Source organism: Nocardioides glacieisoli (assembly GCF_004137245.1).
Lineage (GTDB): Bacteria > Actinomycetota > Actinomycetes > Propionibacteriales > Nocardioidaceae > Nocardioides > Nocardioides glacieisoli.
Genome location: NZ_SDWS01000010.1, coordinates 105877 through 130306 on the forward strand (window position 1 = coordinate 105877; position 24430 = coordinate 130306).

A 24430-nucleotide genomic window follows, 5' to 3' on the forward strand; every position below is an offset into this window, starting at 1 on the left:
GCACACAGCGAGACGGTCGAGCTGACGCTTGTGCACGCGACAGGTCACCAGTGGTGCAGGGAGCCCCGGAAGACGGTGGCCAGGTCGTCGGCCGTCACGTCGATGGGGGCGGTGTCGAGCAGGCGCTGCTGCTTGAGGGCGCCGTCCACGAGGTCGTCGACGTCAGCCTCGCCGTAGCCGATCTCGGCCAGGCCGCTGGGCAGCCCGACGTCGCGGATCAAGCCGCGCAGCACGTCCGGCAGCGTCTCGGGCCCTCCGGACGCCGCGCTGCCGCCCAGGAGCTCGGCCGCCCGGAGGTGGCGCTCGGGCGAGGCCTCGAACGTCAGCGCGAAAGCAGCCGGCGCGGTCATCACGACGGCCATCCCGTGCGGGACGATCGGCTCGTCGTCGGGGTAGCCGGCGGGGCGGTAGTCGCGGACCCGTCCGGCGATCGGGTACGCGCAGGCGTGCGGGACGTGGACACCGGCGTTGCCGAAGCCGAGCCCGGCGAAGGTCGCGGCGAGGGCCATCTGCTCGCGGGCCTCGCCGTCGGACCCGTCGCGCACGGCCGTGCGGAACGCACCGGCCAGCAGGGACAGCGCCTTCTCCGACCACATGTCCGCGATCGGGTTGGCCCCGCAGTAGGGCACCCGCTGCTCGGGCTGCTTGGCGTCGTAGTCGCCGAACCACCGGGCGGTCCAGCTCTCGAGCGCGTGGCAGAGGATGTCCATCCCGCACGACGCGGTCACCATCGCCGGCTGCGTCATGGTCAGGTCGGGGTCGACCACGGCGAGCGTGGGACGCAGGCGGGCGTGGGAGATGCCGGTCTTGACCTTGAGGGCCAGCACGTCGAGGACGCAGATGGTGGTCGACTCGGCGCCGGTGCCGGTCGTGGTCGGCACGGCGACCAGCGGGAGCAACGGTTGCTCGGGGGCGCGACCGCCGCCGACCGGCGCGTTGACGTAGTCCATCAGGTCGCCGTCGTTGGTGAGGAGCAGGTCGACGGCCTTGGCGGTGTCGATCGCGGAGCCACCGCCGACCGCGACGACGGCGTCGAACGGGCCGGCGTCGCGGGCGAAGGCGATCGCCTCCTCCATCGAGGCGTCCGTCGGCTCGACGCGCGCGCCGGCGAAGACCGTGACGTCGAGCCCGCGGGCGCGGATGCCCTCGGCGACGCGCTCCGGGTGGCCGGTCGCGGCGACGCCCGGGTCGGTCACGAGGAGGACGCGACGCGCACCGCCCACGAGCTGCTGGACGTCCCAGCCGATCTCGGAGCTCGCCCCGCGGCCGAACTTGAGCCCCGGTGCGGCATAGGTGAACACGGACTCGCTCACGAGACCACCTCCAGTGCGTAGGTCACCACGTCGAGCACCTCGACCCGGCCGGTGCGGACGTCGGCGACCGGGACCCAGGCCGCGGACTCGGTGGTGCCGTCGACCTCCCGGACCGCCGGCTCACCGTCGCCCACGGTCGCGGCGAAGAGCAGGTGCACGCCGTGGTAGTCCTCGAGCCGACCCGACGGTGCGTTGCCCGCGAAGTGGGTGTCGTGCACGCCCACGAGAGCGCCGACCTCGCACGCCAGTCCGCACTCCTCCTCGACCTCGCGCTCGAGCGCCACCGACGGGTGCTCGCCGTGGTCGATGCCGCCGCCCGGCAGGGTCCAGCGGCCCGGGTGCGCCGCGCGCGCGGAGAGCCGCGTGAGCAGCACGTGCCGGTCGTCGCCAGTGCCGCGCAGCACGACGGCGTACGCCGCCACCCGCTGCAGCCGGAAGGGCAGGTGGTCGGCGAGCGCCTCGCCGACCAGCCCGGCCGCCGGGACGGCGCCGGAGACGATGTCGTCGAACGGCTTCCAGGCGGCGTCGACGGTCGAGCCGTCGACCTCGATGACGCGCGGCTCCGGCGCGTCCGGGGGCACCCAGCCGGCGTAGACGATGCGGATCGCGTGGGCGTTGACGAGCTGGCCGTCGCGCGAGGCGCGGGGCAGGTGGGAGCTGTAGACGTGGGCGGTCTCGCTGACCGTGGCGTCGAGTCCCGTCTCCTCGTGGATCTCGCGGACGACCGCCAGCCGGGGGTCCTCGCCATGGTCCACGCCGCCTCCGGGGAGGGTCCAGAGCTCGGTGCGCGAGACCTTCGGCGCGAGCCGGCTCAGCAGCACCTCGATGCGGCCCCCGTGCTCGCGGAGCAGGACGGCGTACGCCCCCACGCGCTGTCGCTGCGGAAGGGATGACATGGTCCCAACTTAGTGAAGTGGTGAAGTACGGTGAGCGCCGTGTCCCCCGCGTCCCGTGATCCGTGGCTCGACAACGTGAAGATGGTGCTGGTCACGCTGGTCGTGGTCGGGCACGCGATCGGGCTGGTCGAGGCCACCACCGGCAGCCACTGGGTCTACGACTTCATCTACCTCTGGCACATCCCTGCGTTCGTCTTCGTGAGCGGCTACCTGTCGAAGTCGTTCGAGTGGGACCGGCGCCGGATGAAGAGCCTGGTCTACATCCTCGCGATCCCCTACCTGCTCTTCGAGCCGGCACTGTTCTACTTCCGCCGCGACGTCATCGGGGAGGGCGTCGAGTACCCGCTGTGGATCGAGCCGCACTGGACCATGTGGTACCTGATCGTGCTGCTCATGTGGCGGCTGATCACCCCCATCCTCAAGAAGCACTGGCTGTTCCTGCCGCTGTCGGTGATCGTCAGCCTGGCCGGCGGCCTGTGGGACACCGAGGCCCTGATGATCCCCCGTTTCCTCGGACTGCTGCCGTTCTTCGTGCTGGGCCTGCACCTCAAGCCACGCCACCTCGCGCACCTCGACGACGTGTGGGTGCGCGTCGCGGCCGTCCCGACCCTGATCGGCATCGGGGTGATGGCCGTCTACACCGACACGTGGGCCAATGCCGCGCTGCTCTGGTACGACACCGGCTACAGCGAGATCCCGATCGACAACGAGATCGTCTTCCAGACCCGGCTGACGGTGATGATGGTCGGCCTGCTCGGCGCCTTCGCCGCGATGTCGCTGGTCCCGCGGCGCTCGCTCGGCTGGTTCACCACCATGGGCACCGCGACGATGGTGATCTACCTCTTCCACGGCTTCGTCATCAAGGCGTTCAAGGGGCTCGGCTACCAGGACTTCACCGCCGCCTATCCGATGCTGGGGCTGGTGCTCACGATCCTCGGCGCGGTCGCCCTCGCCCTCCTGCTCGCCAGCCCGCCCGTACGCCGCGTGCTGGAGCCGTTCACGAACCCGCTGGGCTGGCTGGAGCAGCGCCGCTCGGCTCGTCGCCGCGACCCGGCCCCCACGTCGGGCCCCACGTCGGGCTGATCGCGGCGCGCGGCACCACGTCGTACGGCGCCGCCTCGTCCCGCGTGGGCGCGTGCCCGCCGAGGTGGGCGGGGTGCCACGGCGCCCGCTGGCCCGGCGTGGGCACGTGGTGCGGCAGCCGCTGGAGGTCCTCGAGCTGCTCGGTGAGCGCGCTGCCGAGGCGCCGGGTGAACCCGGTGAGGTCGTCACCCGCGCTGAAGGCAAGCGGCTCACCGAAGGAGAGGTCGACCCGCCGACGGCGCCGGAGGCTGGGCCTCGGCTTGCGGCCGCGCGGGTCGGGGATCCCGACCGACCACAGCCGCTGCGAGCCCCAGATCGCGAGCGGCACGACCGGCGCGCCCGTCTCCCGGGCCAGGCTCGCGACGCCGGGCATCAGCGAGCGGATCGTCCAGGACCAGCTGATCCCGGCCTCCGGGAACACGCCCACCGCGTCGCCCTGGCGCAGGAGTCGGCGCGCCTTCAGGTACGCCGCCGCGGGCGCCTCGCGGTCGACGGGGACGTGCTGCATCCGGTCCATCGCCGTCCGCACCAGCGGGACGTTCCAGACGTCGTGCCGGCACAGGAAGCGGACGTAGCGCTCCCGCTCGACCGCGACCTGCTCGACCAGCACGAAGTCGGGGTAGCTGACGTGGTTCGCGGCAAGGATCACCGGACCGCTCGTGGGCAGGTGCTCGAGCCCGGTCCACCGCGTGTCCACCGCGAGGAGGCGTAGGGCAGCGCGCCCGAGGACGTTGGTGGCGCGGTAGACGCGCTCGCTCACAGGCCGGTCACTGGAAGGGCGGTCGGGCGTCGCGGGCCATCGAGCGGCGTCCGGCCCAGCGCCACACGCGCGCGGCGCGGTCACGGTCGGCGTCGTCGACCAGGTTGCCCATCCAGCGCAGGGCCAGCGTCATCAGCCAGTCCGATCGCATGCCGGCCGGCCCGAGGGCGGAGACCACCTTGGGCTGCGTCGCGATCCCCGCGAGCCGGCGGGCGATCGAGAACGACTCGCCGTAGTGCTCGACCAGCGTCGCGCGCCACGCCTCGCCGAGGCCGGTGCCGCTCGCGATGTGCTCGGCGACGAACCGGCCGGTCTCCAGGCCGTAGTCGATGCCCTCGCCGTTGAGCGGGTTCACGCACGCGGCCGCGTCGCCGATGAGTGCCCAGTTGGGTCCGGCCACGTTGCTCACCGCACCGCCCATCGGCAGCAGTGCCGAGGTCGGTATCCGCAGCTCGCCGGACAGGCCGAAGTCCTGGCCGATCGTGTCGGCGTAGGTCTGCATCAGCGGCTTGATCGCCACCTCGGCCGGGCGCCGGGTGGTCGCGAGCGTGCCGGCACCGACGTTCACCGTGCCGTCGCCGAGGGGGAAGATCCAGCCGTAGCCCGACACCAGCTCGCCGTGCTCGTCGCGCAGCTCGAGGTGGGAGCTGATCCACGGGTCGTCGGACATCGTGGAGTCGACGTAGGACCGGCCGGCGACGGCGTAGACCGTGTCGCGGTGCCACTCCCGCCCGAGGAGCTTGCCGAGCGGCGACCGCACGCCGTCGGCGACCACCAGCCACTGGCAGGCGATCTCGTAGGTGCCCTCCGCGTCGCGCATCTCGACCGCCGCGACCCGCTCACCATCACGACGTACGCCGACCGCGCGGGTGCCGTCGACGCCCCGGGCCCCACTCTTGAGGGCCACCGTGCGCAGGTGGTCGTCGAGCTCGGTGCGGGCGACCGCAGAGCCCCAGTCGGGCAGCGAGCCGCCCGGCCACGGGAGGAGGAGCGTCTGGCCGAAGCCGTGGGCGCGCAGCCCGTGGTTGACCGTGTGGGCGCGCAGCCAGTCCTCGAGGCCGAGCTTCTGCATCTCGCCGATCGCCCGCGGCGTCAGGCCGTCGCCGCAGGTCTTGTCGCGCGGGAAGGCGGCCGCGTCGGCCAGCACGACGTCGAGCCCGGCGCGGGCGGCCCAGGCGGCCGCGGCCGAGCCGGCGGGTCCGGCGCCGACGACGAGGACGTCCGCCGAGGTCGGACGCGAGGAGAGGGTGGTCACTCCCGAATTCTCTCAGTCACGGTGGAATCCACCGAAACGCGCCGAACCCCGGCCTCTCGTGAGAGAGACCGGGGCTCGGGGTTGCTGCGCGCTCAGTTCTGGTAGGAACCGAAGTCGAAGTCGTCCAGCGCGACGGCCTGCGACGACGGACCGAAGTCGTAGTCGTAGGAGTCGTAGCCGGTGACCGAGTAGGCCGCTGCGCGCGCCTCCTCGGTCGGCTCCACGCGGATGTTGCGGTAGCGCTCGAGGCCGGTGCCGGCCGGGATGAGCTTTCCGATGATCACGTTCTCCTTCAGGCCACGGAGGCTGTCGGAGCGGCCGTTGATCGCGGCGTCGGTGAGCACCCGGGTGGTCTCCTGGAAGGAGGCCGCCGAGAGCCACGACTCGGTCGCGAGCGAGGCCTTGGTGATGCCCATGAGGACCGGGCGACCCGAGGCCGGCTTGCCGCCCTCGGAGACCACGCGACGGTTCTCCTCCTCGAACCGCACCCGGTCGACCAGGTCGGACGGGAGCAGGTTGGTGTCACCGGACTCGATCACCGTCACCCGGCGGAGCATCTGCCGGATGATGATCTCGATGTGCTTGTCGTGGATCGACACGCCCTGGGACCGGTAGACCTCCTGGACCTCGTCCACGAGGTGCTCCTGGGCCTTGCGGACACCGAGCACGCGGAGCACGTCCTGCGGGTCGGGCGTACCGGACGTGATGTGGTGGCCGACCTCGATGTGCTGGCCGTCCTCCACGTTGAGGCGCGAACGCTTCGACACCGGGATCTCCTGGAGCTCGGAGCCGTCGTCGGGCGTCACCATGACGACGCGTGCCTTGTCGGTCTCCTCGATCTTCACGCGACCGGCGGACTCCGAGATCGGCGTACGACCCTTGGGCGAGCGAGCCTCGAAGAGCTCGACCACGCGGGGCAGACCCTGCGTGATGTCGTCCGCGGAGGCCACACCACCGGTGTGGAACGTACGCATCGTCAGCTGCGTGCCGGGCTCACCGATGGACTGGGCGGCGATGATGCCGACCGCCTCACCGATGTCGACCAGCTGGCCGGTGGCCAGCGAGCGGCCGTAGCACTTGGCGCAGGTGCCGGTGCGGGCGTCACAGGTCAGGACCGAGCGGACCTTGACCTCGGAGATGCCGGCGGCGACGAGCTCACCGATCTTCACGTCGCCGAGGTCCTCACCGGCGGCGGCGAGGACGTCGCCGGTCTCCGGGTGGGTGATCTCGACGGCGGAGGCCCGGGCGTAGGCCGAGGTCTCCACGTGCTCGTCGTCGATGCGCTTGGGCAGGCCGCGCTCGGTGCCGCAGTCGTCCTCACGGATGATGACGTCCTGCGAGACGTCCACCAGACGACGGGTCAGGTAGCCCGAGTCGGCGGTGCGCAGAGCGGTGTCGGCGAGACCCTTGCGGGCACCGTGGGTCGAGATGAAGTACTCGAGCACCGACAGGCCCTCGCGGAAGTTGGCCTTGATCGGGCGCGGGATGATCTCGCCCTTCGGGTTGGCCACCAGACCACGCATGGCCGCGACCTGCCGGATCTGGTTCATGTTTCCGGAGGCACCCGAGTCGACCATCATGTAGATCGGGTTCTTGCGGTCGAAGTTGGTCTCCATCGCGCGACCGACCTCGGCAGCAGCCTGGGTCCACAGCTCGATGAGCTCCTGACGACGCTCGTCGTCGGTCATCACACCGCGCTCGTAGTTCTTCTGGACCTTCTCGGCCTGCGCCTCGTAGCGGCCCAGGATCTCGCCCTTGCTGTCGGGCGTGGTGACGTCGTCGATCGAGACGGTCACACCCGAGCGCGTGGCCCAGTGGAAGCCGGCGTCCTTGAGGGCGTCGAGCGAGGCGGCGACCTGGACCTTGGTGTAGCGCTCGGCCAGGTCGTTCACGATCGCGCCGAGGCGCTTCTTGCCGACCTCCTCGTTGACGAACGGGTAGTCCGCCGGGAGCGTGTCGTTGAAGTGCACGCGACCCAGGGTCGTCTCGAGGAGGATCGCGGTCCGCTCCTCCCAGTCGGCACCGAGCTCGAGGTCGAGCGGGGGCACGATGTCGTTGAGACGGATCCGGACCTTGCTCTGCATCCCGATCTCGCCACGGTCGTAGGCCATGATCGCCTCGGCCGGCGACGAGAAGACGCGACCCTCGCCGACCTCGCCCTCGCGCTCGGCGGTCAGCCAGAACAGGCCGATGATCATGTCCTGCGAGGGCATGGTCACCGGACGGCCGTCCGACGGCTTGAGGATGTTGTTGGTCGACAGCATCAGGATGCGGGCCTCGGCCTGCGCCTCCGCGGACAGCGGGAGGTGGACGGCCATCTGGTCACCGTCGAAGTCGGCGTTGAACGCGCCGCAGACGAGCGGGTGGATCTGGATGGCCTTGCCCTCGATCAGCTGCGGCTCGAAGGCCTGGATGCCGAGGCGGTGCAGGGTGGGCGCACGGTTGAGCAGCACGGGGTGCTCGGTGATGACCTCTTCGAGGACGTCCCACACGACCGGGCGGGCGCGCTCCACCATCCGCTTGGCGGACTTGATGTTCTGCGCGTGCGACAGGTCGACGAGGCGCTTCATCACGAACGGCTTGAACAGCTCGAGCGCCATCTGCTTGGGCAGACCGCACTGGTGCAGCTTGAGCTGCGGGCCCGACACGATGACCGAGCGGCCCGAGTAGTCGACGCGCTTGCCGAGGAGGTTCTGGCGGAAGCGGCCCTGCTTGCCCTTGAGCATGTCGGACAGCGACTTGAGCGGACGGTTGCCGGGGCCCGTGACGGGGCGACCACGACGGCCGTTGTCGAAGAGGCTGTCGACGGCCTCCTGCAGCATCCGCTTCTCGTTGTTGACGATGATCTCGGGAGCGCCGAGGTCGAGCAGTCGCTTGAGGCGGTTGTTGCGGTTGATGACGCGGCGGTAGAGGTCGTTGAGGTCGGAGGTGGCGAAGCGGCCACCGTCGAGCTGGACCATCGGACGCAGGTCCGGCGGGATCACCGGGACGGCGTCGAGCACCATGCCGATGGGCTGGTTGCCGGTCTTGCGGAAGGCGTCGACCACCTTGAGGCGCTTGAGCGCGCGGACCTTGCGCTGGCCCTTGCCGTTGGCGATCGTGTCGCGCAGCGACTCGACCTCGGCCTCGATGTCGAAGTCCTGGAGGCGCCTCTGGATCGCCGTGGCGCCCATGTGGCCCTCGAAGTACTTGCCGAACCAGTTCTTCATCTCGCGGTAGAGGAGCTCGTCGCCGAGCAGGTCCTGCACCTTGAGGTTCTTGAATGTGTCCCAGACCTCCTCCAGCCGCGCAATCTCGCGGTTGGCGCGGTCACGGAGCTGGTTCATCTCGCGGTCGGCACCGTCGCGCACCTTGCGCTTGGCGTCGGCCTTGGCACCCTCGGCCTCGAGGGTGGCGAGGTCCTCCTCGAGCTTCTTCGCGCGGTCCTCCACGGAGGTGTCGCGACGCTTCTCGAGGCGCTCGCGCTCCAGGCCGACCTTGTTCTCCAGGGAGTCCTGGTCACGGTGGCGCGCGTCCTCGTCGACCGAGGTGATCATGTAGGCGGCGAAGTAGATGACCTTCTCGAGGTCCTTCGGCGCCAGGTCGAGCAGGTAGCCCAGGCGCGACGGGACGCCCTTGAAGTACCAGATGTGGGTCACGGGCGCGGCGAGCTCGATGTGGCCCATCCGCTCGCGACGCACCTTGGAGCGGGTGACCTCGACGCCACAGCGCTCACAGATGATGCCCTTGAAGCGCACGCGCTTGTACTTGCCGCAGTAGCACTCCCAGTCCCGGGTGGGACCGAAGATCTTCTCGCAGAAGAGGCCGTCACGCTCGGGCTTGAGCGTGCGGTAGTTGATGGTCTCCGGCTTCTTGACCTCGCCGTGGCTCCACGCGCGGATTTCGTCCGCGGTGGCCAGGCCGATCTGGATCTGCTCGAAGAAGTTCACGTCCAGCAAGGTGTGTTCCTTTGGTTGCTGTTTGAGTCAGTACGCCACTGGGTGGCTTGCCCTTATCGGGGGGACCGAGGGACCCGGGCGGCGCGGACGCCGCCCGGGACTCACCTCAGACTTCTTCGACGCTGCTGGGCTCGCGCCGCGACAGGTCGATGCCCAGCTCCTCGGCCGCGCGGAAGACGTCCTCCTCGGCGTCCTTCAACGCGATGGCGGAGCCGTCCTGCGACAGCACCTCCACGTTGAGGCAGAGGGACTGCATCTCCTTGACGAGCACCTTGAACGACTCCGGGATGCCCGAGTCGGGGATGTTCTCGCCCTTCACGATGGCCTCGTAGACCTTCACGCGGCCCGGCACGTCGTCGGACTTGATCGTCAGGAGCTCCTGAAGGGCGTACGCCGCTCCGTAGGCCTCCATCGCCCAGACCTCCATCTCGCCGAACCGCTGGCCGCCGAACTGGGCCTTACCGCCCAGGGGCTGCTGCGTGATCATCGAGTAGGGGCCGGTCGAGCGAGCGTGGATCTTGTCGTCGACGAGGTGGTGCAGCTTGAGGATGTACATGTAGCCCACGGCCACCGGCTCCGGGAACGGCTCACCCGAACGACCGTCGAAGAGGGCGGCCTTGCCGTCCTCCTTGACCATCCGCTCACCGTCACGGTTGGGCAGCGTGGCACCGAGGAGACCGGTGATCTCGTCCTCGCGCGCACCGTCGAAGACCGGGGTCGCGACCTTGGTGCCGGGCTCGCTCTTCTCCGCGTGGATGGAGATGAGGCGGTCCTTCCACTCCGACGATCCCTTGTCGGCGTGCAGGTCGATGTCCCAGCCCTGCTTGGCGAGCCAGCCGAGGTGGAGCTCGAGGATCTGGCCGATGTTCATGCGTCGCGGCACACCCAGCGGGTTGAGCACGACGTCGACGGGCGTGCCGTCCTCCATGAACGGCATGTCCTCGACCGGCAGGATCTTGGCGATGACGCCCTTGTTGCCGTGGCGTCCGGCGAGCTTGTCGCCGACCGAGATCTTGCGCTTCTGCGCGACGTAGACGCGGACCAGCTGGTTCACGCCGGGGGGCAGGTCGTCGCCGTCCTCGCGGTCGAAGACGCGGACGCCGATGACCGTGCCGGACTCACCGTGGGGCACCTTCATCGAGGTGTCGCGCACCTCGCGCGCCTTCTCGCCGAAGATCGCGCGGAGCAGGCGCTCCTCGGGGGTGAGCTCGGTCTCGCCCTTGGGCGTGACCTTGCCGACGAGGATGTCACCGGTGGTGACCTCGGCGCCGATGCGGATGATGCCGCGCTCGTCGAGGTCGGCCAGGCCCTCCTCGGAGACGTTGGGGATGTCCCGCGTGATCTCCTCGGGGCCGAGCTTGGTGTCGCGGGCGTCGACCTCGTGCTCCTCGATGTGGATCGAGGTGAGGACGTCCTCCTGCACCAGGCGCTGGCTGAGGATGATCGCGTCCTCGTAGTTGTGGCCCTGCCACGGCATGAAGGCGACGAGCAGGTTGGTGCCCAGCGCCATCTCCGCGTTGTCGGTGCACGGACCGTCAGCGATCGGCGTGCCGACCTCGAGGCGGTCCCCGGCCTTCACCAGCGGGCGCTGGTTGATGCAGGTGCCCTGGTTGGAGCGCTTGAACTTGGCCAGCTTGTAGGTCTGGTAGGTGCCGTCGTCGTTCATCGTCTCGATGGCGTCGGCGGACACCTCCTTCACCACTCCGGCGTTGTCGGCCACGACCACGTCGCCGGCGTCGACGGCGGCGCGGTACTCCATGCCGGTGCCGACCAGCGGGCTGTCGCTGACTACGAGCGGCACGGCCTGGCGCTGCATGTTGGCGCCCATGAGCGCGCGGTTGGCGTCGTCGTGCTCGAGGAACGGGATCAGGGCCGTCGCGACCGACACCATCTGGCGCGGCGAGACGTCCATGTAGTCGACCTCGTCGCGCAGGATCGCGTCGACCTCGCCCTTCTGCTGGCGGACCAGCACGCGCTCCTCGACGAAACGCATCTTGGAGTCGAGCGGCGCGTTGGCCTGGGCGATGACGTAGCGGTCCTCGTCGTCGGCCGTGAGGTAGTCGATCTCGTCGGTGACGGTGCCCTTCACCACGCGGCGGTAGGGGGTCTCGACGAAGCCGAACGGGTTGATCCGCCCGTAGGACGCGAGCGAGCCGATCAGGCCGATGTTGGGGCCTTCCGGGGTCTCGATCGGGCACATGCGGCCGTAGTGCGACGGGTGGACGTCACGGACCTCCATGCCGGCGCGGTCACGGGACAGACCACCGGGACCGAGCGCGGACAGGCGACGCTTGTGCGTCAAGCCCGCGATCGGGTTGGTCTGGTCCATGAACTGCGAGAGCTGCGAGGTGCCGAAGAACTCCTTCAGCGCCGCCACGACGGGACGGATGTTGATCAGGGACTGCGGCGTGATGGCCTCGACGTCCTGGGTCGTCATCCGCTCGCGGACCACGCGCTCCATGCGGGCCAGGCCCGTGCGGAGCTGGTTCTGGATGAGCTCGCCGACCGTGCGCATGCGGCGGTTGCCGAAGTGGTCGATGTCGTCGGGCTGGACCTTGACGGGCGAGCCGTCAGGCGCCTCCACCACGACACCCGCGGCGTCGAGCAGGTCGGGCGCCTCGTTCGTGTCACCCGCGGCGTGCAGCTGGACGACGTAGCGAATGGCGGCGACGACGTCGTCGATCGTCAGCGTCTGCTGGTCGAACGCCTCACGCAGACCGAGCTTCTTGTTGATCTTGTATCGGCCGACCTTCGCGAGGTCGTAGCGCTTGTTGTTGAAGTAGTAGTTGTTCAACAGCGTCTGCGCAGCCTCGGCCGTCGGCGGCTCGCCGGGGCGGAGCTTGCGGTAGATGTCGAGGAGCGCGAGGCGGGTGACCTCGTCGTTGATCTGCTCGGCGGTCGGGGCCTCGCCCCGCGCCTTCTTCTGCATGTCCTCCTGCACGACCTCGTAGCGGACGCTGTCCTTCTCGAGCGTCAGCATCATCGACTCGTACTGGCCGAACTCCTCGCGGATCTGCTCGGTGGTCCAGCCGAGCGCCTTGAGGAGCACGGTGACGTTCTGCTTGCGCTTGCGGTCGAGGCGTACGCCGACCAGGTCGCGCTTGTCGATCTCGAACTCCAGCCACGCACCACGGCTCGGGATGAGCTTGGCGGTGTAGACGTCCTTGTCCGAGGTCTTGTCCGGGCTCGACTCGAAGTAGACGCCGGGCGAGCGCACCAGCTGGGACACGACGACCCGCTCGGTGCCGTTGATGATGAAGGTGCCCTTCTTGGTCATCATGGGGAAGTCGCCCATGAAGACCGTCTGGCCCTTGATCTCACCGGTCTCGTGGTTCATGAACTCGGCCGAGACGTAGAGCGGCCGGGAGTAGGTGAAGTCCTTCTCCTTGCACTCGTCCTCGGTGTACTTCTCGTCCAGGAAGACCGGGTTGTCGAAGGAGAGCATCATGGTCTCGGAGAAGTCCTCGATCGGGGAGATCTCCTCGAAGATCTCCTGCAGACCGGTCTTCTCGGAGACGTCCTCACCGGCTGCCCGACGGGCTGCCACCTCCGCCTCCCAGCGCTCTCCGCCGACCAGCCAGTCGAAGCTGCTCGTCTGGAGCGAGATGAGGGGGGGAACCTCGAGAGGTTCGGTGATCTTTGCGAACGAGGTGCGAATGTGCTTACCAGCGGAGCTGCGCGCGGCCAAGAGGTGTCCTCACAGATGAGCAAGTGATCGGCGCTTGCCGACCACCATGACAGCCGTCCGGAGGGCGTCGGGCATCTGAGGGCAGGCGCAAGGAGACACGATAGCGCACATGCGGACACGCCTCAAACGCGGGGTCAATTCCCGGAAGGATTACGCCACGCGTTGCCGATGACTATGAACGCCCGGGGGCCCCGGGTCAAGCAGAACGCGCCGATTGGGGAGGGGCAGGCCCGGGAGCGCGTCAGCCCTGGACGGGCGAGGTGACCATGTCGTCGACCAGCCACGTGCCGTCGACGAGCTGCATCGACAGCGTCACCTGGTCCTTGTAGACGACCGGCTCCGCGCTCAGCTTGTTGGTCGTGGGCCGGTCCACGAAGACCAGCACCTGCACCCGGCCGTCCGAGGCCCGGACGATCCCGGACGCCACCACCGACGCGGTCACCTTCGTCTGCGTCTGCGGCGCGTTCTCCTCCAGGACCGCGAAGAGCTTGTCGTACTCCGAGCGGTAGCTGCCCGTCATCAGCGCCTGTGCGGCCTTCTGGTCCTCGTCGAGGTGCTCGTAGTCGTAGGACAGCACGGGCACCACCGCGCGCTCGGCGGCGACCTGCGCCTGGCGCGCGGCGGAGTCGTCTCCCCCGTCGTCGCCGGCGACCCACATCCAGACAGTGGCCGCGACCAGCCCGGCGGCCAGGAGGCCCAGCCCGGCCAGCAGCCAGCCCGGCACCCCGCCACGCCCGTCGGTCGAGGGGCTCTCTTCGCTGGTCGAGGAAGGGCGAAGCCCTGTCACGGGACCCGGCTCGTCGACCTCGACGAGTGGCTCGTCGTCCTCGACCTCGGGGTGCTCGACGTCGTACGCCGCCCGCGCAGCGGGGTCGAGGAGGACCTCTGCGGCGCGGTTGAGGGAGTCGAAGCGCCGGTCCCCGGGCTCGAGGTCGGCGATCTGGGACTTCCACGCGGCGCGGACCTCGTCGCTCGAGGCGTCGCGCGGGACGCCGAGGACGTCGTACCAGGTGGGGCTCTCGCTCATGGCGTGCTCCCTTCGCCCTGCGGGGCGGGCTCGGGAGCGCCCTCGTCGTCGGCACCCGTGACCGGTGAGAAGTCGTCGACGAGCCACTCGCCGTCGATCACGACCAGGTCGACGAGGAAGCGGAAGGGCAGCGGCTCCTGGTCGACGGTCGTGGCGTCGTCGCCCTCGCCCTGCTCGTAGCTGTCGGTGAAGGCGCCGGCCACCAGGACGCGGGCGGAGTCGTCGTCGATGGACGACACGGCGGTCGCGAAGACGTCGGCGGTGCGGGTGATGCCGCCCTGGGCGACGAGCTGCTCGGCGGTCCCGACCTGCTTCTCGAAGTCGGCGGCGAACTTGGGCGTGATCACCTCGCGCACCTGCTCGCGGTAGTCCGGCATCTGCCCGGAGTCGTCGACCATGTCGGGGCTGTAGGTGCCGAGCCGCTTCACGAACTGGTCGGTCAGGCTCATCGCCTGCTCGCGCTCGTCGGGCAGGTCGAGGCCGCCGTCGGCAGTTGCGGGACCGCTCACGGACATCCAGATCAGGAGCGCGACACAGGCGGCCACGACCAGCGCCAGCGCGGCGGCGATCGCGACCCCGACCCGGGGGGTCAGTCGCGGGCCAGCAGGGGCTGGAGGTAGAGCCACTTCCACGTCTCCTCTCCCAGGCTGCTCGGGGCAACGCTACCGGCGCGCTCGAGGCGGGCGACCTCGGCCGGGTCGGACGCCACCGCGCCGGTCGCGGGGTCGTAGGCGAAGTCCGCGGGGCCCCAGCCCGTGGCCGGGCGGGGCGCCTGGATGTTCTGCGCGCCTCGGGCATTGCTCAGGGAGGCCGGCTCGGTGCACCGGGTGTCCTCCTTCATCGGCCGGTTGCTGCCGTCGAGCGGCGAGCGCCGGTCGGTGCCCTCGTAGCCCGCGTGGCAGACGTGCGGCTCCGTCGTGAGGACCATGCCGAAGTGGGCGTCGTAGAGGCCGGTGCCCGGCGACTTCGAGACGACGGTGTAGCCGCCCTCCACGACGTAGGGGTAGATGACGAGCAGCTGCTCGACACCGTCGAGGTGCTTGACCACGACCTCGCCGGTGGTGACGAGGTTGTTGATCAGCTCGCCGAGCTCGACCTCGTTGTCCTCGAGGAAGACGCGCAGCTCGTTGGCGCCGAGCGACCCGTCCTCGATGAGCCTGCGGAGGTCCTTGTCGTTGTTGGCCACCGTCGTGGAGAACGTCGACAGGTCGCGCGCGAAGCGGCGGAACGCCCGCTCGGAGTCGATCTGGCCGTTGAGCACCGTGTTGGCGTCGCGGATCAGGTCGACGGTGACGTCGAAGTTCTCTTGCGCCGTGGTGATGAACGAGCTGCTGCTGTCGAGGATGGTCTGCAGGTCGTCGCCGGCGTCGTTGAAGGCCAGGCCGAACTCGGAGGTGACCGTGCGCAGGTCGTCCTCGTCGACGCTGCGCACCGTCTCGTCGAGGTGCGTGAGCAGGGTGTCGGTCGAGATCGGGATGGCGGTGCGGTCGCGGGCGATCTCGGAGTCGTCGCGCAGGAACGGTCCCTCGTTGCTCTGCGGCTGGAGCTCGACGTACTGCTCCCCCACCGCGGAGCGGTTGCCGACCAGTGCCTCGGCATCGGCGGGGATGTCGTCGAACTCGTTGTCGATGTCGAGCACGATGTCGACGCCGTCCTTGGTCAGCTCGAGGCGGTCGACCTCGCCCACTCGCACGCCGCGGTAGGACACCTCGGCGCCGGCGAAGGCGCCCCCGGAGTCGGCGAAGTGCGCCACGACGGTGTAGCTCTGGTCCACGAACACCCGGTCGAGCCGCGCGTAGCGGGCGCCGACGAAGCTCACGCCGATCAGCGTGATCAGGGCGAAGACGAGGAGCTGGACCTTGGTCCGACGGGTGATCATCGCTTCACCACGCCCGGGATCAGCAGGCTGACGAGTGCCGGGTCGTAGACCTCGGTGAGCTGCGCGACCGTGGGGCCGCGCCCGCGATCCGGTGGCGAGGTGTCGTACGTCCCTGGTCGAGGCAGCCCCGTGATCACGGGCAGGCTCGGGAGGGTGATGGTCGGCAGCGGCGGGAGGCTGGTCGGGATCGACGGCGTGGGCAGCGGCAGGGTCGGCGTACCGGATCCACCGCACAGGCCCGGCACGGGGAACTGCTTGCAGACCGCCGAGATCACCGAGTTGGGCAGCCCGATGCAGGCGGTGACGTCGCCGCGGCGCAGACCTTCGAGGCACTTGTTGATCGCGTCGAGCGCGTCCTGGCACAGCAGGCTGGTGTCGGGCAGCGGCCCGTCCTGTGGGAGCTGGCTGAGCGGGATGCACGCCTCGGTCGGGAGCGTCGTCGGGATGGTGGTCGGGATCGCGGTCAGGTCGATGTCGAGGGTGATCGAGAGGTTGGTGTAGTCACCCATGTGCAGGTTGCGGGCGACCTGCGGGTCGCGACCGACCACCTCGTCGACGAACGGGTAGGTCAGGAAGACGTTGAAGGCGTTGGTGAAGTCGTCGCCCGACGCCGCGAGCTGTGTCAGCACGGGGTCGAGCCGCTCCAGCGAGGTGATCGTGGCGTCCTTGGACTGTGCGATCACGTCGACCGCGACCGAGGACAGCTGGTCGAGCGCGGTGAGCATCTCGACGAGGTCGTCGCGCTGGCGGTCGATCGAGTCGAGGGCGCTGGGCAGCTCCTCGAGGGCCTTGTCGATGGTCGGGAGCTGCTTCTCGGCGGCGAGGGCGAGCCGGTTGAGCGACTCGATCGCGTCGACGATGTCCTCCTTGTTCTCGTCGAGCTGGCCGGTGAAGACGCGCAGCTGCTCGAGCACCGAGCGCGCGGACTCCTCGCGTCCCTCGAGCGCGAGGTTGAGCTCCTGCGTGATCGTCTTGAGCTGGGCGACGCCGCCGCCGTTGAGGAGCAGGCTCAGCGCGCCGAGGACCTCCTCGACCTCCGGGTTGCGGCCGGCCCGCTCGATCGGGATGACCGCCCCGTCCTTCATCTTCGTCGCGATCGCGCCCTCGTCGGGGGCGCTGAGCTCGACGAACTTCTCGCCGAGGAGGCTGGTCTGGCGCAGCTCGGCGACCGCGTTGCCCGGCAGCTCCACGTCGCGGCGCACCTCGAGGGTGACGAGCGCCTGGTAGCCCTCGAGGTCGATCGCGGTCACCTTGCCGACGCTCACGTCGTTGACCTTGACCGTCGACTGCGGCACGAGGTCGAGGACGTCGGCGAACTCGACCTTGATCGTGATCGGGTTCTCACCGACGTCCGGCCCACCCGGGAGCGGGAGGGAGTAGACGCTGGCGTCGCACGAGGACAGGCCCATGACCACGAGCACGGCCAGCACGAGTGCCTTCATGCGCTTCATCGCGACACCTCCTCGTCCGTTGCAGCCGCCGGAGCGACGAGACCACCGAGGGTGGGGTCGAAGACCTCCTGCGCCGGGAGCACGTCCGGCTTCCCGAGCGCACCGGGACGGTTCTTCGGGAGCAGCTGGGTGATCGTGTCGCAGACCTGGCCGGACCGCTCGACCTGGCTGACGAAGCCGCACAGCAGCGCCGCGGGGTCGTACTGGATCTGGTTGATCGCCTCGCCGAGGTTCGCTCGGGTGTCGAGGGTGCCGGCCTGCGGGTTGTAGGTCAGGCCGAGGTTGTTGAGGGCGGCCGGCGCCACGCGCAGGATCTCGTCGAGGGAGTCACGCTGGCGCACGAGCACCTTGGAGACCCGGTTGAGCCCGGAGATGTTGCGGCTCAACGAGTCCTTGTTGTCCTCCACGAAGCCCTTGACGTCGGTCAGGGCGGTGGAGAGGTTCCTCGTGGCGGCGACGAGCTCCTGGCGCTCGCCCGCGAGCATCGTCGAGACATCGGCGAGGGACTGGTTGAACTGGCGCACCGTCTGGTCGTTCTCGGCCAGCGTCCGGATGAAGCCCTCCAGCGCCCGGACCGAGCCGAAGAGCTCCTCCTTGTTGCCCGCGAGGGTGGCGCTGAGCCGCGAGAAGTCCTTGATGGTCTGGCGGAAGGTCGTGCCCTGGCCGCCGAAGTTGTCGGCCGTCACGGAGAGCAGGTCGGACAGGGCTCCGTCCTTGTTGGCACCCCGCGGGCCGAGCGCCACGTTGAGGCGGTCGAGGCTGTCGTAGATCTGGTCGAGCTCGAGCGGCTGCGACGTCTGCTCGACGCTCAGCTCAGCGCCGTCGGTCAGGACGTCCCCGGTGCCGGGGTAGGCCGGCGTCAGCTGGACGTAGCGGTCGCCCACCACCGACGGCGCGATGATCACCGCCTTGGCGTCGGCGGGCAGCTTGACCTCGTCGTCGTACGTCATCGTCACCGTCACGTCGGTGCCGGTGGGCTCGACCCGGGTCACCGTGCCCACCGGGACACCGAGCACGCGGACGTCGCTGCCCTCGTAGACGGAGATGGCGCGGGGGAAGTGCGCGACGACCGTCTTGCCGGTGTCGCCGCCGAAGACGGTGACGGCGGCCGCCACGACGAACAGCAGCACGATGAGGGGGGCGAGGAATCGCTTCACGAGGTCCATGGGTCAGCCCACCTGCGGGACGGGAGGGAAGTTGGCGATCCACGTGTCGAACCACGGACCGGTGCCGAGCGTGTTGGCGAAGACGCGGTAGAACGGCGCCATCAGCCGCAGGCTGCTGTCGAGGTTGTCCTCGTTCTTGTTGAGGACCGCCACGACGTTCTCCAGGTGCGCGAGGGCCGGGGCGAGGTCCTCCCGCGAGTCGTCGATGAGCGCGGACAGCTCCTTGGACAGCGTCGTGGTCGACACCAGGAGCTGGTGCACCGCGTCACGCCGGGCGACGAGGGCGCGGAACAGCACGTCGCTGTCCTCCATCAGCTTGATGATGTCCTGGTCGCGCTCGTCGAGGACGGTCGAGACGCGCTCGAGGTTCACGAGGAGCGTGTTGAGCTGCTGGTCCTTCTCGGCGACGTTGGCCGAGAGCCGGCTCAGCCCCGACAGCGCGCCCCGGAACTCCTCCGGGGTGTTGCGGGTGAGGTCGGCGAGGGTGGTGAGCGACTCGGCCAGCTGGTCGGTGTCGATCTGGTCCGACGTGGAGGCCAGGCCCTCGAAGGCCTCGACGACGTCGAACGGCGAGGAGGTGCGCTCCGCCGGGATCGTGCCGTCCTCCTCCAGCTGGCCGCCGCCGGCCGGCTCGAGGGCGAGGAACATCGCGCCGAGGATGGTCTTCACCTTGATTGCCGCCCGGGTCTCGGAGCCGAACCTCGCGGCGTCATCGACCTTGAAGCTCACCTTGACCTGGCCGTCGTCGAGCGCGATCTCGTCGACCTTGCCGACGCGGACACCGGCGATCCGGACCTCGTCGTTCTTCTTGAGGCCGCCGGCCTCGGTGAACATCGCGTGGTAGGTGTCGCCGCCACCGATGATCGGCAGGTCGTCGGCACGCAGGGCGCCCACCAGGAGCGTCGCCAGCACGACGAGGCTGACGGCACCCACGATGACCGGGTTGCGTTCGCGGAAGGGCTTCATCCGAGATCACACCTGTCGGATCCGGTGGCGTACTTCACCGGGAGGGAGAGGTTGTTGGGCAGGTTGACCCGCCCCTGGAACTCGCAGAGGTAGAAGTTGAAGAACGAGCCGTAGATCGCGGTGCGCCCGACCTTCTCGAGCTTGATCGGCAGGACCTGGAGGGCCCGGTCCAGCTCGGCCTTGTTCTTGTCGATGTTGCCCGCGACCGTCCGCAGCTCCTTGATGTCCTTGACGAAGGGCTCGCGGATCCCGTCGATGAGCGACGCAGTCTCGACCGAGAGCGCGGAGACGTCCTCCAGGGACCCCAGGATCGCGTTGCGGTCCTGCTTGAGCCCGCCGACGAGCGTCCGGAACGACTGGATGAGGCGGGTCAGCTGCTTGTCGCGGTCGGCCACGTGGTCGAGCACGAGGGAGAGGTTGTCGATCAGCTCACCGATGACCTGGTCGCGGTCGGCCAGCGTGTTGGTGACCGACGCGGTGTGCGCGAGCAGCCCCTCGAGCGTGCCGCCCTCACCCTGGAAGACCTGGATCAGCTCGAAGGAGAGCTGGTTGACGTCCTCGGGCGAGAGGGCCTGAAAGAGCGGCTTGAACCCGTTGAAGAGGACGGTGAGGTCGAGTGCGGGGCGCGTGCGCGGCACCGGGATCGTCGTACCGGCCGGCAGCCGCTGGGTGTCGCCGACCTCCTGGGTCAGCGAGATGTAGCGCTGGCCGACGAGGTTGCGGTAGCGGATCGAGGCGTTGGTCCCACCGTTGACCGAGGTGCGCTCGTCGACGGTGAAGCTGACCAGCGCGCGGGTGCGGTCGATGATCTCGACGTCGTCGACCGTGCCGACGCGGACGCCGGCGACCCGGATGTCGTCACCCTTGTTGACGCCGGTCGCGTCGGTGAACTCGGCCTTGTACTCGCGCGAGTCACCGAAGCTGAGGTTGCCGATCGTCACCACGAGGACGGCGGTCGCGAGGGAGGTGACCACGACGAAGACGAGGAGCTTCACCAGGTCGACCGAGGTCTTCTTGTCCAGCACGGGGCTCATCGCAGCGACACCTCCGCCCCACGCGCCATCGGACCCACGAGCAGCACGCCCAGGTCGGGTACGTCGTCCGAGCCGACGCCGAGCCCGGGCGCGAGGAGCGCCTTGAGCAGGGCCGACTCGTCCCGCCCGCCGGCGTAGCCCGCCGAGGTGCCCGACCAGCCGGGCCCGACCCGGCTGGTGCCCTTGCCGGTGGGTGAGTTGACCCCGTCGACGAAGTCGGGCTGGTCCTTGAAGGGGTTGGCCTGCGTGAAGGGAGGGTTCGGCAGGGTGCCGCAGTAGGGGCCGTTCTTGGCGCCGTAGACGGGGACGTCCTGCGGGCCGTAGCCGCGCGGCTGGTTGGGCAGGGTCTCCAGGACGATGTGCAGCGTGAAGCCGCGGAACGCCTCGGCCTGGAGCTTGCCGGCGCCGACGATGCCCCCCAGCAGGCAGGGGTACTCGGGTGCGTACTTCGCGAAGACCGCGAGCTGCGCGGCGCTCAGGTCACCGAGGCGCACCAGGTTGTCGCCGTTCGCCCGGGTGAACCGCTCCGCGACTGCGGAGAACTTCGAGACGTCGTTGAAGAGCGCCTTGAGCTTCTCCTCGCGGTCCTCGAGCGTGGTCGTCGTGGTGATGGTGTTGCGCAGGATGATCGCGACCTCGGGAAGCACGTCGGCGTAGGTGTCGGACACCTGCGCGGTGAGCCGCAGGTCCTCGATCAGGGCGGGCAGCTCGGGGTTGAAGCGGGTGAGGTAGTCGTCCATCGTCTCGATGGTCTCGCCGAGCTGCTCGCCACGGCCCTCGAGCGCGGTCGCGACGGCGTTGAGGGTGGTGTTGAGGTCGGCGGGCTGCACGGCGCGGAGCAGCGGGTAGAGGTCGCTGAGGACCTCCTCGACCTCGATCGACAGGTTGGTCCGCTCGATCACGTCACCGGCGGCGATCGGTCCGGCCGACGAGCCGCCCTGCGGCGGGATCAGCGAGACGAACTTCTCGCCGAAGAGCGTCTTGGGCAGGATCGAGGCGGTGACGTCCTTCGGGATGTCGGTGGTGCGGTCCTGGTAGAGCCCCAGCGTGATGTCGGCGCCCTCGGCGGTCGGCTCGTAGTCGAGCACCTCGCCGACGATGACGCCCTTGATCTTGACGTCGGCGCGCTCGGGCAGCTGCAGCCCGATCTTCGAGGCCTGGACGGTCACCTCGTCGTAGTCGGTGAACTTGTTGGTGAACACGCCGTAGGTAGCCCACACCGACGCGAGCATGAGGGCCACGAAGACCACACCGAGTGCCTTGAGCTTCATCTGCGCATCACCCCGCCAGCCGCACGGTCGTGGACGCGCCCCAGATGGCCATGGAGAGCAGGAGGTCGATCACGTTGATGGCCACGATGCTCGAGCGCACGGCGCGACCCACGGCCACGCCCACGCCGGCGGGACCGCCCGAGGCGTTGTAGCCGTGGTAGCAGTGGATGAGGATCACGGTGACCGCGAAGACGAGGACCTTGCCGAAGGACCAGAGCACGTCACCCGGTGGCAGGAACGCGTTGAAGTAGTGGTCGTAGGTGCCGGACGACTGGCCGTAGAACTGCGTCACCACGAGCCGGCTCGCGAAGTACGACGACAGCAGCCCGACGACGTACAACGGGATGATCGCGATCAGGCCGCCGACCACGCGGGTGGCGACGAGGAAGGGCATCGACGGGATCGCCATCACCTCGAGGGCGTCGACCTCCTCCGAGATGCGCATGGCGCCGAGCTGGGCGGTGAAGCCGCACCCGACGGTGGCGGCCAGCGCGATGCCGGCGACGAGCGGCGCGATCTCGCGGGTGTTGAAGTAGGCGGAGACGAAGCCGGAGAACGCGGCCGTGCCGAGCTGGTTGAGCGCGGCGTAGCCCGACAGCCCGACCTGGGCGCCGGTGAAGAAGGTCATCCCGATGATGACGCCGACGGTGCCGCCGATGACGGCGAGGGCACCCGTGCCGAGGGTGACTTCGGCCAGGATCCGCATGATCTCGCGCGGGTAGCGGGTGACCGAGCGCGGGATGGCCCTGAGGACGGCGAGGTGGAAGGCGAGCTGCCCGCCGAGGGTCTCGAGGGAGGCGAGGGGCTTGATGGCCACGGTCATCCTCCCTTCGGCGGGATGATCTGGAGGTAGATGAGGCTCAGCACGAAGTTGGCGACGAACAGCAGGAGGAAGGTGATGACCACCGACTCATTGACCGCGTCGCCCACGCCCTTCGGCCCGCCGTTGGCGTTCATGCCCTTGTAGGAGGCCACGATCGCCGCGATGATCCCGAAGACGAGCGCCTTGATCAGGCCGATCCACAGGTCGGGCAGCTGCGCGAGGGCGGTGAAGCTGGCGAGGTAGGCACCGGGGGTGCCGTCCTGGAGGATCACGTTGAAGACGTAGCCGCCCGTCACGCCGACGACGCTGACCATGCCGTTGAGGAAGAACGCGACCATCATGCAGGCCAGCACGCGCGGGACCACGAGGCGCTGGATCGGGTCGATGCCCAGCACCATCATCGCGTCGAGCTCCTCGCGGATCTTGCGGGCACCGAGGTCGGCGGCGATCGCCGAGCCGCCGGCGCCGGCGATCAGGAGGGCGGTGCCGATGGGCGCCGCCTGCTGGATCACGGCGAGCACGGAAGCGGAGCCGGTGAACGACTGCGCACCGAACTGCTTGATGAGCCCGCCGACCTGGAGCGCGATGACCGCGCCGAACGGGATGGCGACGAGCGCGGTGGGGATGATGGTCACCGAGGCGATGAACCACGCCTGCTGGATGAACTCGCGCAGCTGGAACGGGCGCCGGAAGAGCGCCCGGAACACGTCGAGGGCGAAGGCGAAGAGATTGCCTGCGACCGCGACGGGCGCGAGCGCGCGCGAGGACATGGAGGTGGCCATGGGTCGTCAGGCCCCCGGCGCCAGGCCGGCGTTGGCGGACTCGAAGGAACCGGGGGGTGGGGTGATGCCGTGCTCCTTGCACCACTCGCCCGGCGGGCGCTGGCTGCGTCGCGGGATGCCGTTGGACGGCTCCTGCTGGAGCGGGATGGGCGGCAGGGGCGGCAGCTCCTGACCCTCCTCGGAGGCGAGCTCGTCGGCGTCCTTCTCCTCCGACATGCCGATGGGACCCACCCGCTGCGCGTTGAGGAACTGGCGCACGACCGGCTCCTCCGAGCTCAGCAGCTGCTCGCGCGGCCCGAACATCGCCAGGTGCTTGTGGTAGAGCAGCCCGATGTTGTCGGGGACGGTGCGCGCGGTGTTCACGTCGTGCGTCACGATCAGGAACGTCGCGTCGATCTGCGCGTTGAGGTCGATGATGAGCTGGTTGAGGAAGGCCGTGCGCACCGGGTCGAGGCCGGAGTCGGGCTCGTCGAAGAGGACGATCTCGGGGTCGAGCACGAGGGCCCGGGCGAGGCCGGCGCGCTTGCGCATGCCGCCGGAGATCTCGCCGGGCAGCTTGTCCTCGGCACCGAGGAGACCGACGAGGTCCATCTTCTCCATCACGATGCTGCGGATCTCAGACTCGCTCTTCTTCGTGTGCTCGCGCAGCGGGAAGGCGACGTTGTCGTAGAGGTTCATCGAGCCGAACATCGCACCGTCCTGGAACAGCACGCCGAAGAGCTTGCGGATCTCGTAGAGGTCGCGCTCGGAGCAGCTGGCGATGTCGGTGCCCTCGATGAGGATCGAGCCCTTGTCGGGCTTGAGCAGCCCGATGAGGGTCTTAAGGAAGACCGACTTGCCCGTTCCGGACGGACCGAGCATCACGCAGATCTCGCCGGCCGGGATCGTGAGGGTCACGTCACCCCAGATCAGCTGCTTGCCGAACGACTTGGTGAGGTCGTTGACCACGATCTCGACACCCATGTACGCGGACCCCTTCCTCCCCGGTAGCGCTACTGCTCAGTAGTGCAACGGCGGACTGCGCGCGAGGTTACGCCCTGGGGAGACGACCGTCACGCAACCTAGGGGTGAGGCGGCGCTGGGAGGCGGCACCAGTCT

Annotated in this window: 18 protein-coding genes; 1 reads left to right on the forward strand and 17 read right to left on the reverse strand. The window is 69.3% G+C overall.

Going from position 1 to position 24430, the window contains the following annotated elements; genetic code table 11:
* Positions 1-44 precede the first annotated feature (44 nt).
* Together EUA06_RS19030 and EUA06_RS19035 are read right to left on the reverse strand one after the other, a co-directional pair.
* Complete coding sequence (locus EUA06_RS19030; protein ID WP_129478740.1) at positions 45-1313, reverse strand: hydroxyacid-oxoacid transhydrogenase; 1269 nt, start codon at positions 1311-1313, stop codon at positions 45-47.
* Positions 1310-2209 carry an NUDIX hydrolase gene (locus tag EUA06_RS19035; RefSeq protein WP_129478742.1) on the reverse strand — a complete coding sequence of 300 codons (900 nt, stop codon included), beginning with the start codon at positions 2207-2209 and terminating at the stop codon, positions 1310-1312. Before EUA06_RS19035 ends, EUA06_RS19030 begins: the two co-directional genes overlap by 4 nt.
* A 39-nt stretch (positions 2210-2248) precedes the next feature.
* Between EUA06_RS19035 and EUA06_RS19040 the strand changes: the two genes are divergently transcribed.
* Positions 2249-3292 (forward strand): acyltransferase family protein, encoded by a 1044-nt coding sequence (locus EUA06_RS19040; protein WP_129478744.1) that lies wholly within the window; start codon positions 2249-2251, stop codon positions 3290-3292.
* Here the strand turns inward: EUA06_RS19040 and EUA06_RS19045 are convergent.
* The 15 genes from EUA06_RS19045 to EUA06_RS19115 form a co-directional block, all read right to left on the reverse strand.
* Positions 3207-4052: a lysophospholipid acyltransferase family protein gene (locus EUA06_RS19045; protein WP_165354449.1), complete on the reverse strand. Its 846-nt coding sequence runs from the start codon at positions 4050-4052 to the stop codon at positions 3207-3209. The two genes, EUA06_RS19040 and EUA06_RS19045, sit on opposite strands and share 86 nt — an antisense overlap.
* Before the next feature lie 7 nt (positions 4053-4059).
* Complete coding sequence (locus tag EUA06_RS19050) at positions 4060-5307, reverse strand: geranylgeranyl reductase family protein (protein WP_129478748.1); 1248 nt, start codon at positions 5305-5307, stop codon at positions 4060-4062.
* Between the two features lie 92 nt (positions 5308-5399).
* Positions 5400-9245 (reverse strand): DNA-directed RNA polymerase subunit beta', encoded by a 3846-nt coding sequence (locus EUA06_RS19055; RefSeq protein ID WP_129478750.1) that lies wholly within the window; start codon positions 9243-9245, stop codon positions 5400-5402.
* A 106-nt stretch (positions 9246-9351) separates the two neighbouring features.
* On the reverse strand, positions 9352-12933 hold the full coding sequence (gene rpoB / locus EUA06_RS19060) for a DNA-directed RNA polymerase subunit beta (protein WP_129478752.1): 3582 nt from the start codon (positions 12931-12933) through the stop codon (positions 9352-9354).
* A 241-nt stretch (positions 12934-13174) separates the two neighbouring features.
* Positions 13175-13960 (reverse strand): J domain-containing protein, encoded by a 786-nt coding sequence (locus tag EUA06_RS19065; protein WP_129478754.1) that lies wholly within the window; start codon positions 13958-13960, stop codon positions 13175-13177.
* Positions 13957-14586 carry a hypothetical protein gene (locus tag EUA06_RS19070; RefSeq protein ID WP_129478756.1) on the reverse strand — a complete coding sequence of 210 codons (630 nt, stop codon included), beginning with the start codon at positions 14584-14586 and terminating at the stop codon, positions 13957-13959. The genes EUA06_RS19065 and EUA06_RS19070 overlap by 4 nt, the downstream gene beginning before the upstream one ends.
* Complete coding sequence (locus EUA06_RS19075) at positions 14550-15839, reverse strand: MCE family protein (RefSeq protein WP_129478758.1); 1290 nt, start codon at positions 15837-15839, stop codon at positions 14550-14552. Before EUA06_RS19075 ends, EUA06_RS19070 begins: the two co-directional genes overlap by 37 nt.
* Positions 15836-17290: an MCE family protein gene (locus EUA06_RS19080; RefSeq protein WP_129478759.1), complete on the reverse strand. Its 1455-nt coding sequence runs from the start codon at positions 17288-17290 to the stop codon at positions 15836-15838. The genes EUA06_RS19075 and EUA06_RS19080 overlap by 4 nt, the downstream gene beginning before the upstream one ends.
* On the reverse strand, positions 17287-18456 hold the full coding sequence (locus EUA06_RS19085; RefSeq protein WP_129478761.1) for an MCE family protein: 1170 nt from the start codon (positions 18454-18456) through the stop codon (positions 17287-17289). The genes EUA06_RS19080 and EUA06_RS19085 overlap by 4 nt, the downstream gene beginning before the upstream one ends.
* A gap of 3 nt (positions 18457-18459) precedes the next feature.
* Positions 18460-19422, reverse strand: coding sequence for an MCE family protein (locus EUA06_RS19090; RefSeq protein ID WP_129478763.1), 963 nt, complete (start codon positions 19420-19422; stop codon positions 18460-18462).
* Entirely contained in the window at positions 19419-20456 is a 1038-nt protein-coding gene (locus EUA06_RS19095; RefSeq protein ID WP_129478765.1) for an MCE family protein, read from the reverse strand. Before EUA06_RS19095 ends, EUA06_RS19090 begins: the two co-directional genes overlap by 4 nt.
* Positions 20453-21727 carry an MCE family protein gene (locus EUA06_RS19100; protein ID WP_129478767.1) on the reverse strand — a complete coding sequence of 425 codons (1275 nt, stop codon included), beginning with the start codon at positions 21725-21727 and terminating at the stop codon, positions 20453-20455. Before EUA06_RS19100 ends, EUA06_RS19095 begins: the two co-directional genes overlap by 4 nt.
* 7 nt (positions 21728-21734) lie before the next feature.
* The gene (locus EUA06_RS19105) at positions 21735-22550 is read right to left on the reverse strand and encodes an MlaE family ABC transporter permease (protein ID WP_129478769.1); all 816 of its coding nucleotides are present in this window, start codon (positions 22548-22550) and stop codon (positions 21735-21737) included.
* Positions 22547-23332 carry an MlaE family ABC transporter permease gene (locus EUA06_RS19110; protein WP_129478771.1) on the reverse strand — a complete coding sequence of 262 codons (786 nt, stop codon included), beginning with the start codon at positions 23330-23332 and terminating at the stop codon, positions 22547-22549. The genes EUA06_RS19105 and EUA06_RS19110 overlap by 4 nt, the downstream gene beginning before the upstream one ends.
* Before the next feature lie 6 nt (positions 23333-23338).
* The gene (locus tag EUA06_RS19115) at positions 23339-24295 is read right to left on the reverse strand and encodes an ABC transporter ATP-binding protein (protein WP_129478773.1); all 957 of its coding nucleotides are present in this window, start codon (positions 24293-24295) and stop codon (positions 23339-23341) included.
* Positions 24296-24430 lie beyond the last annotated feature (135 nt).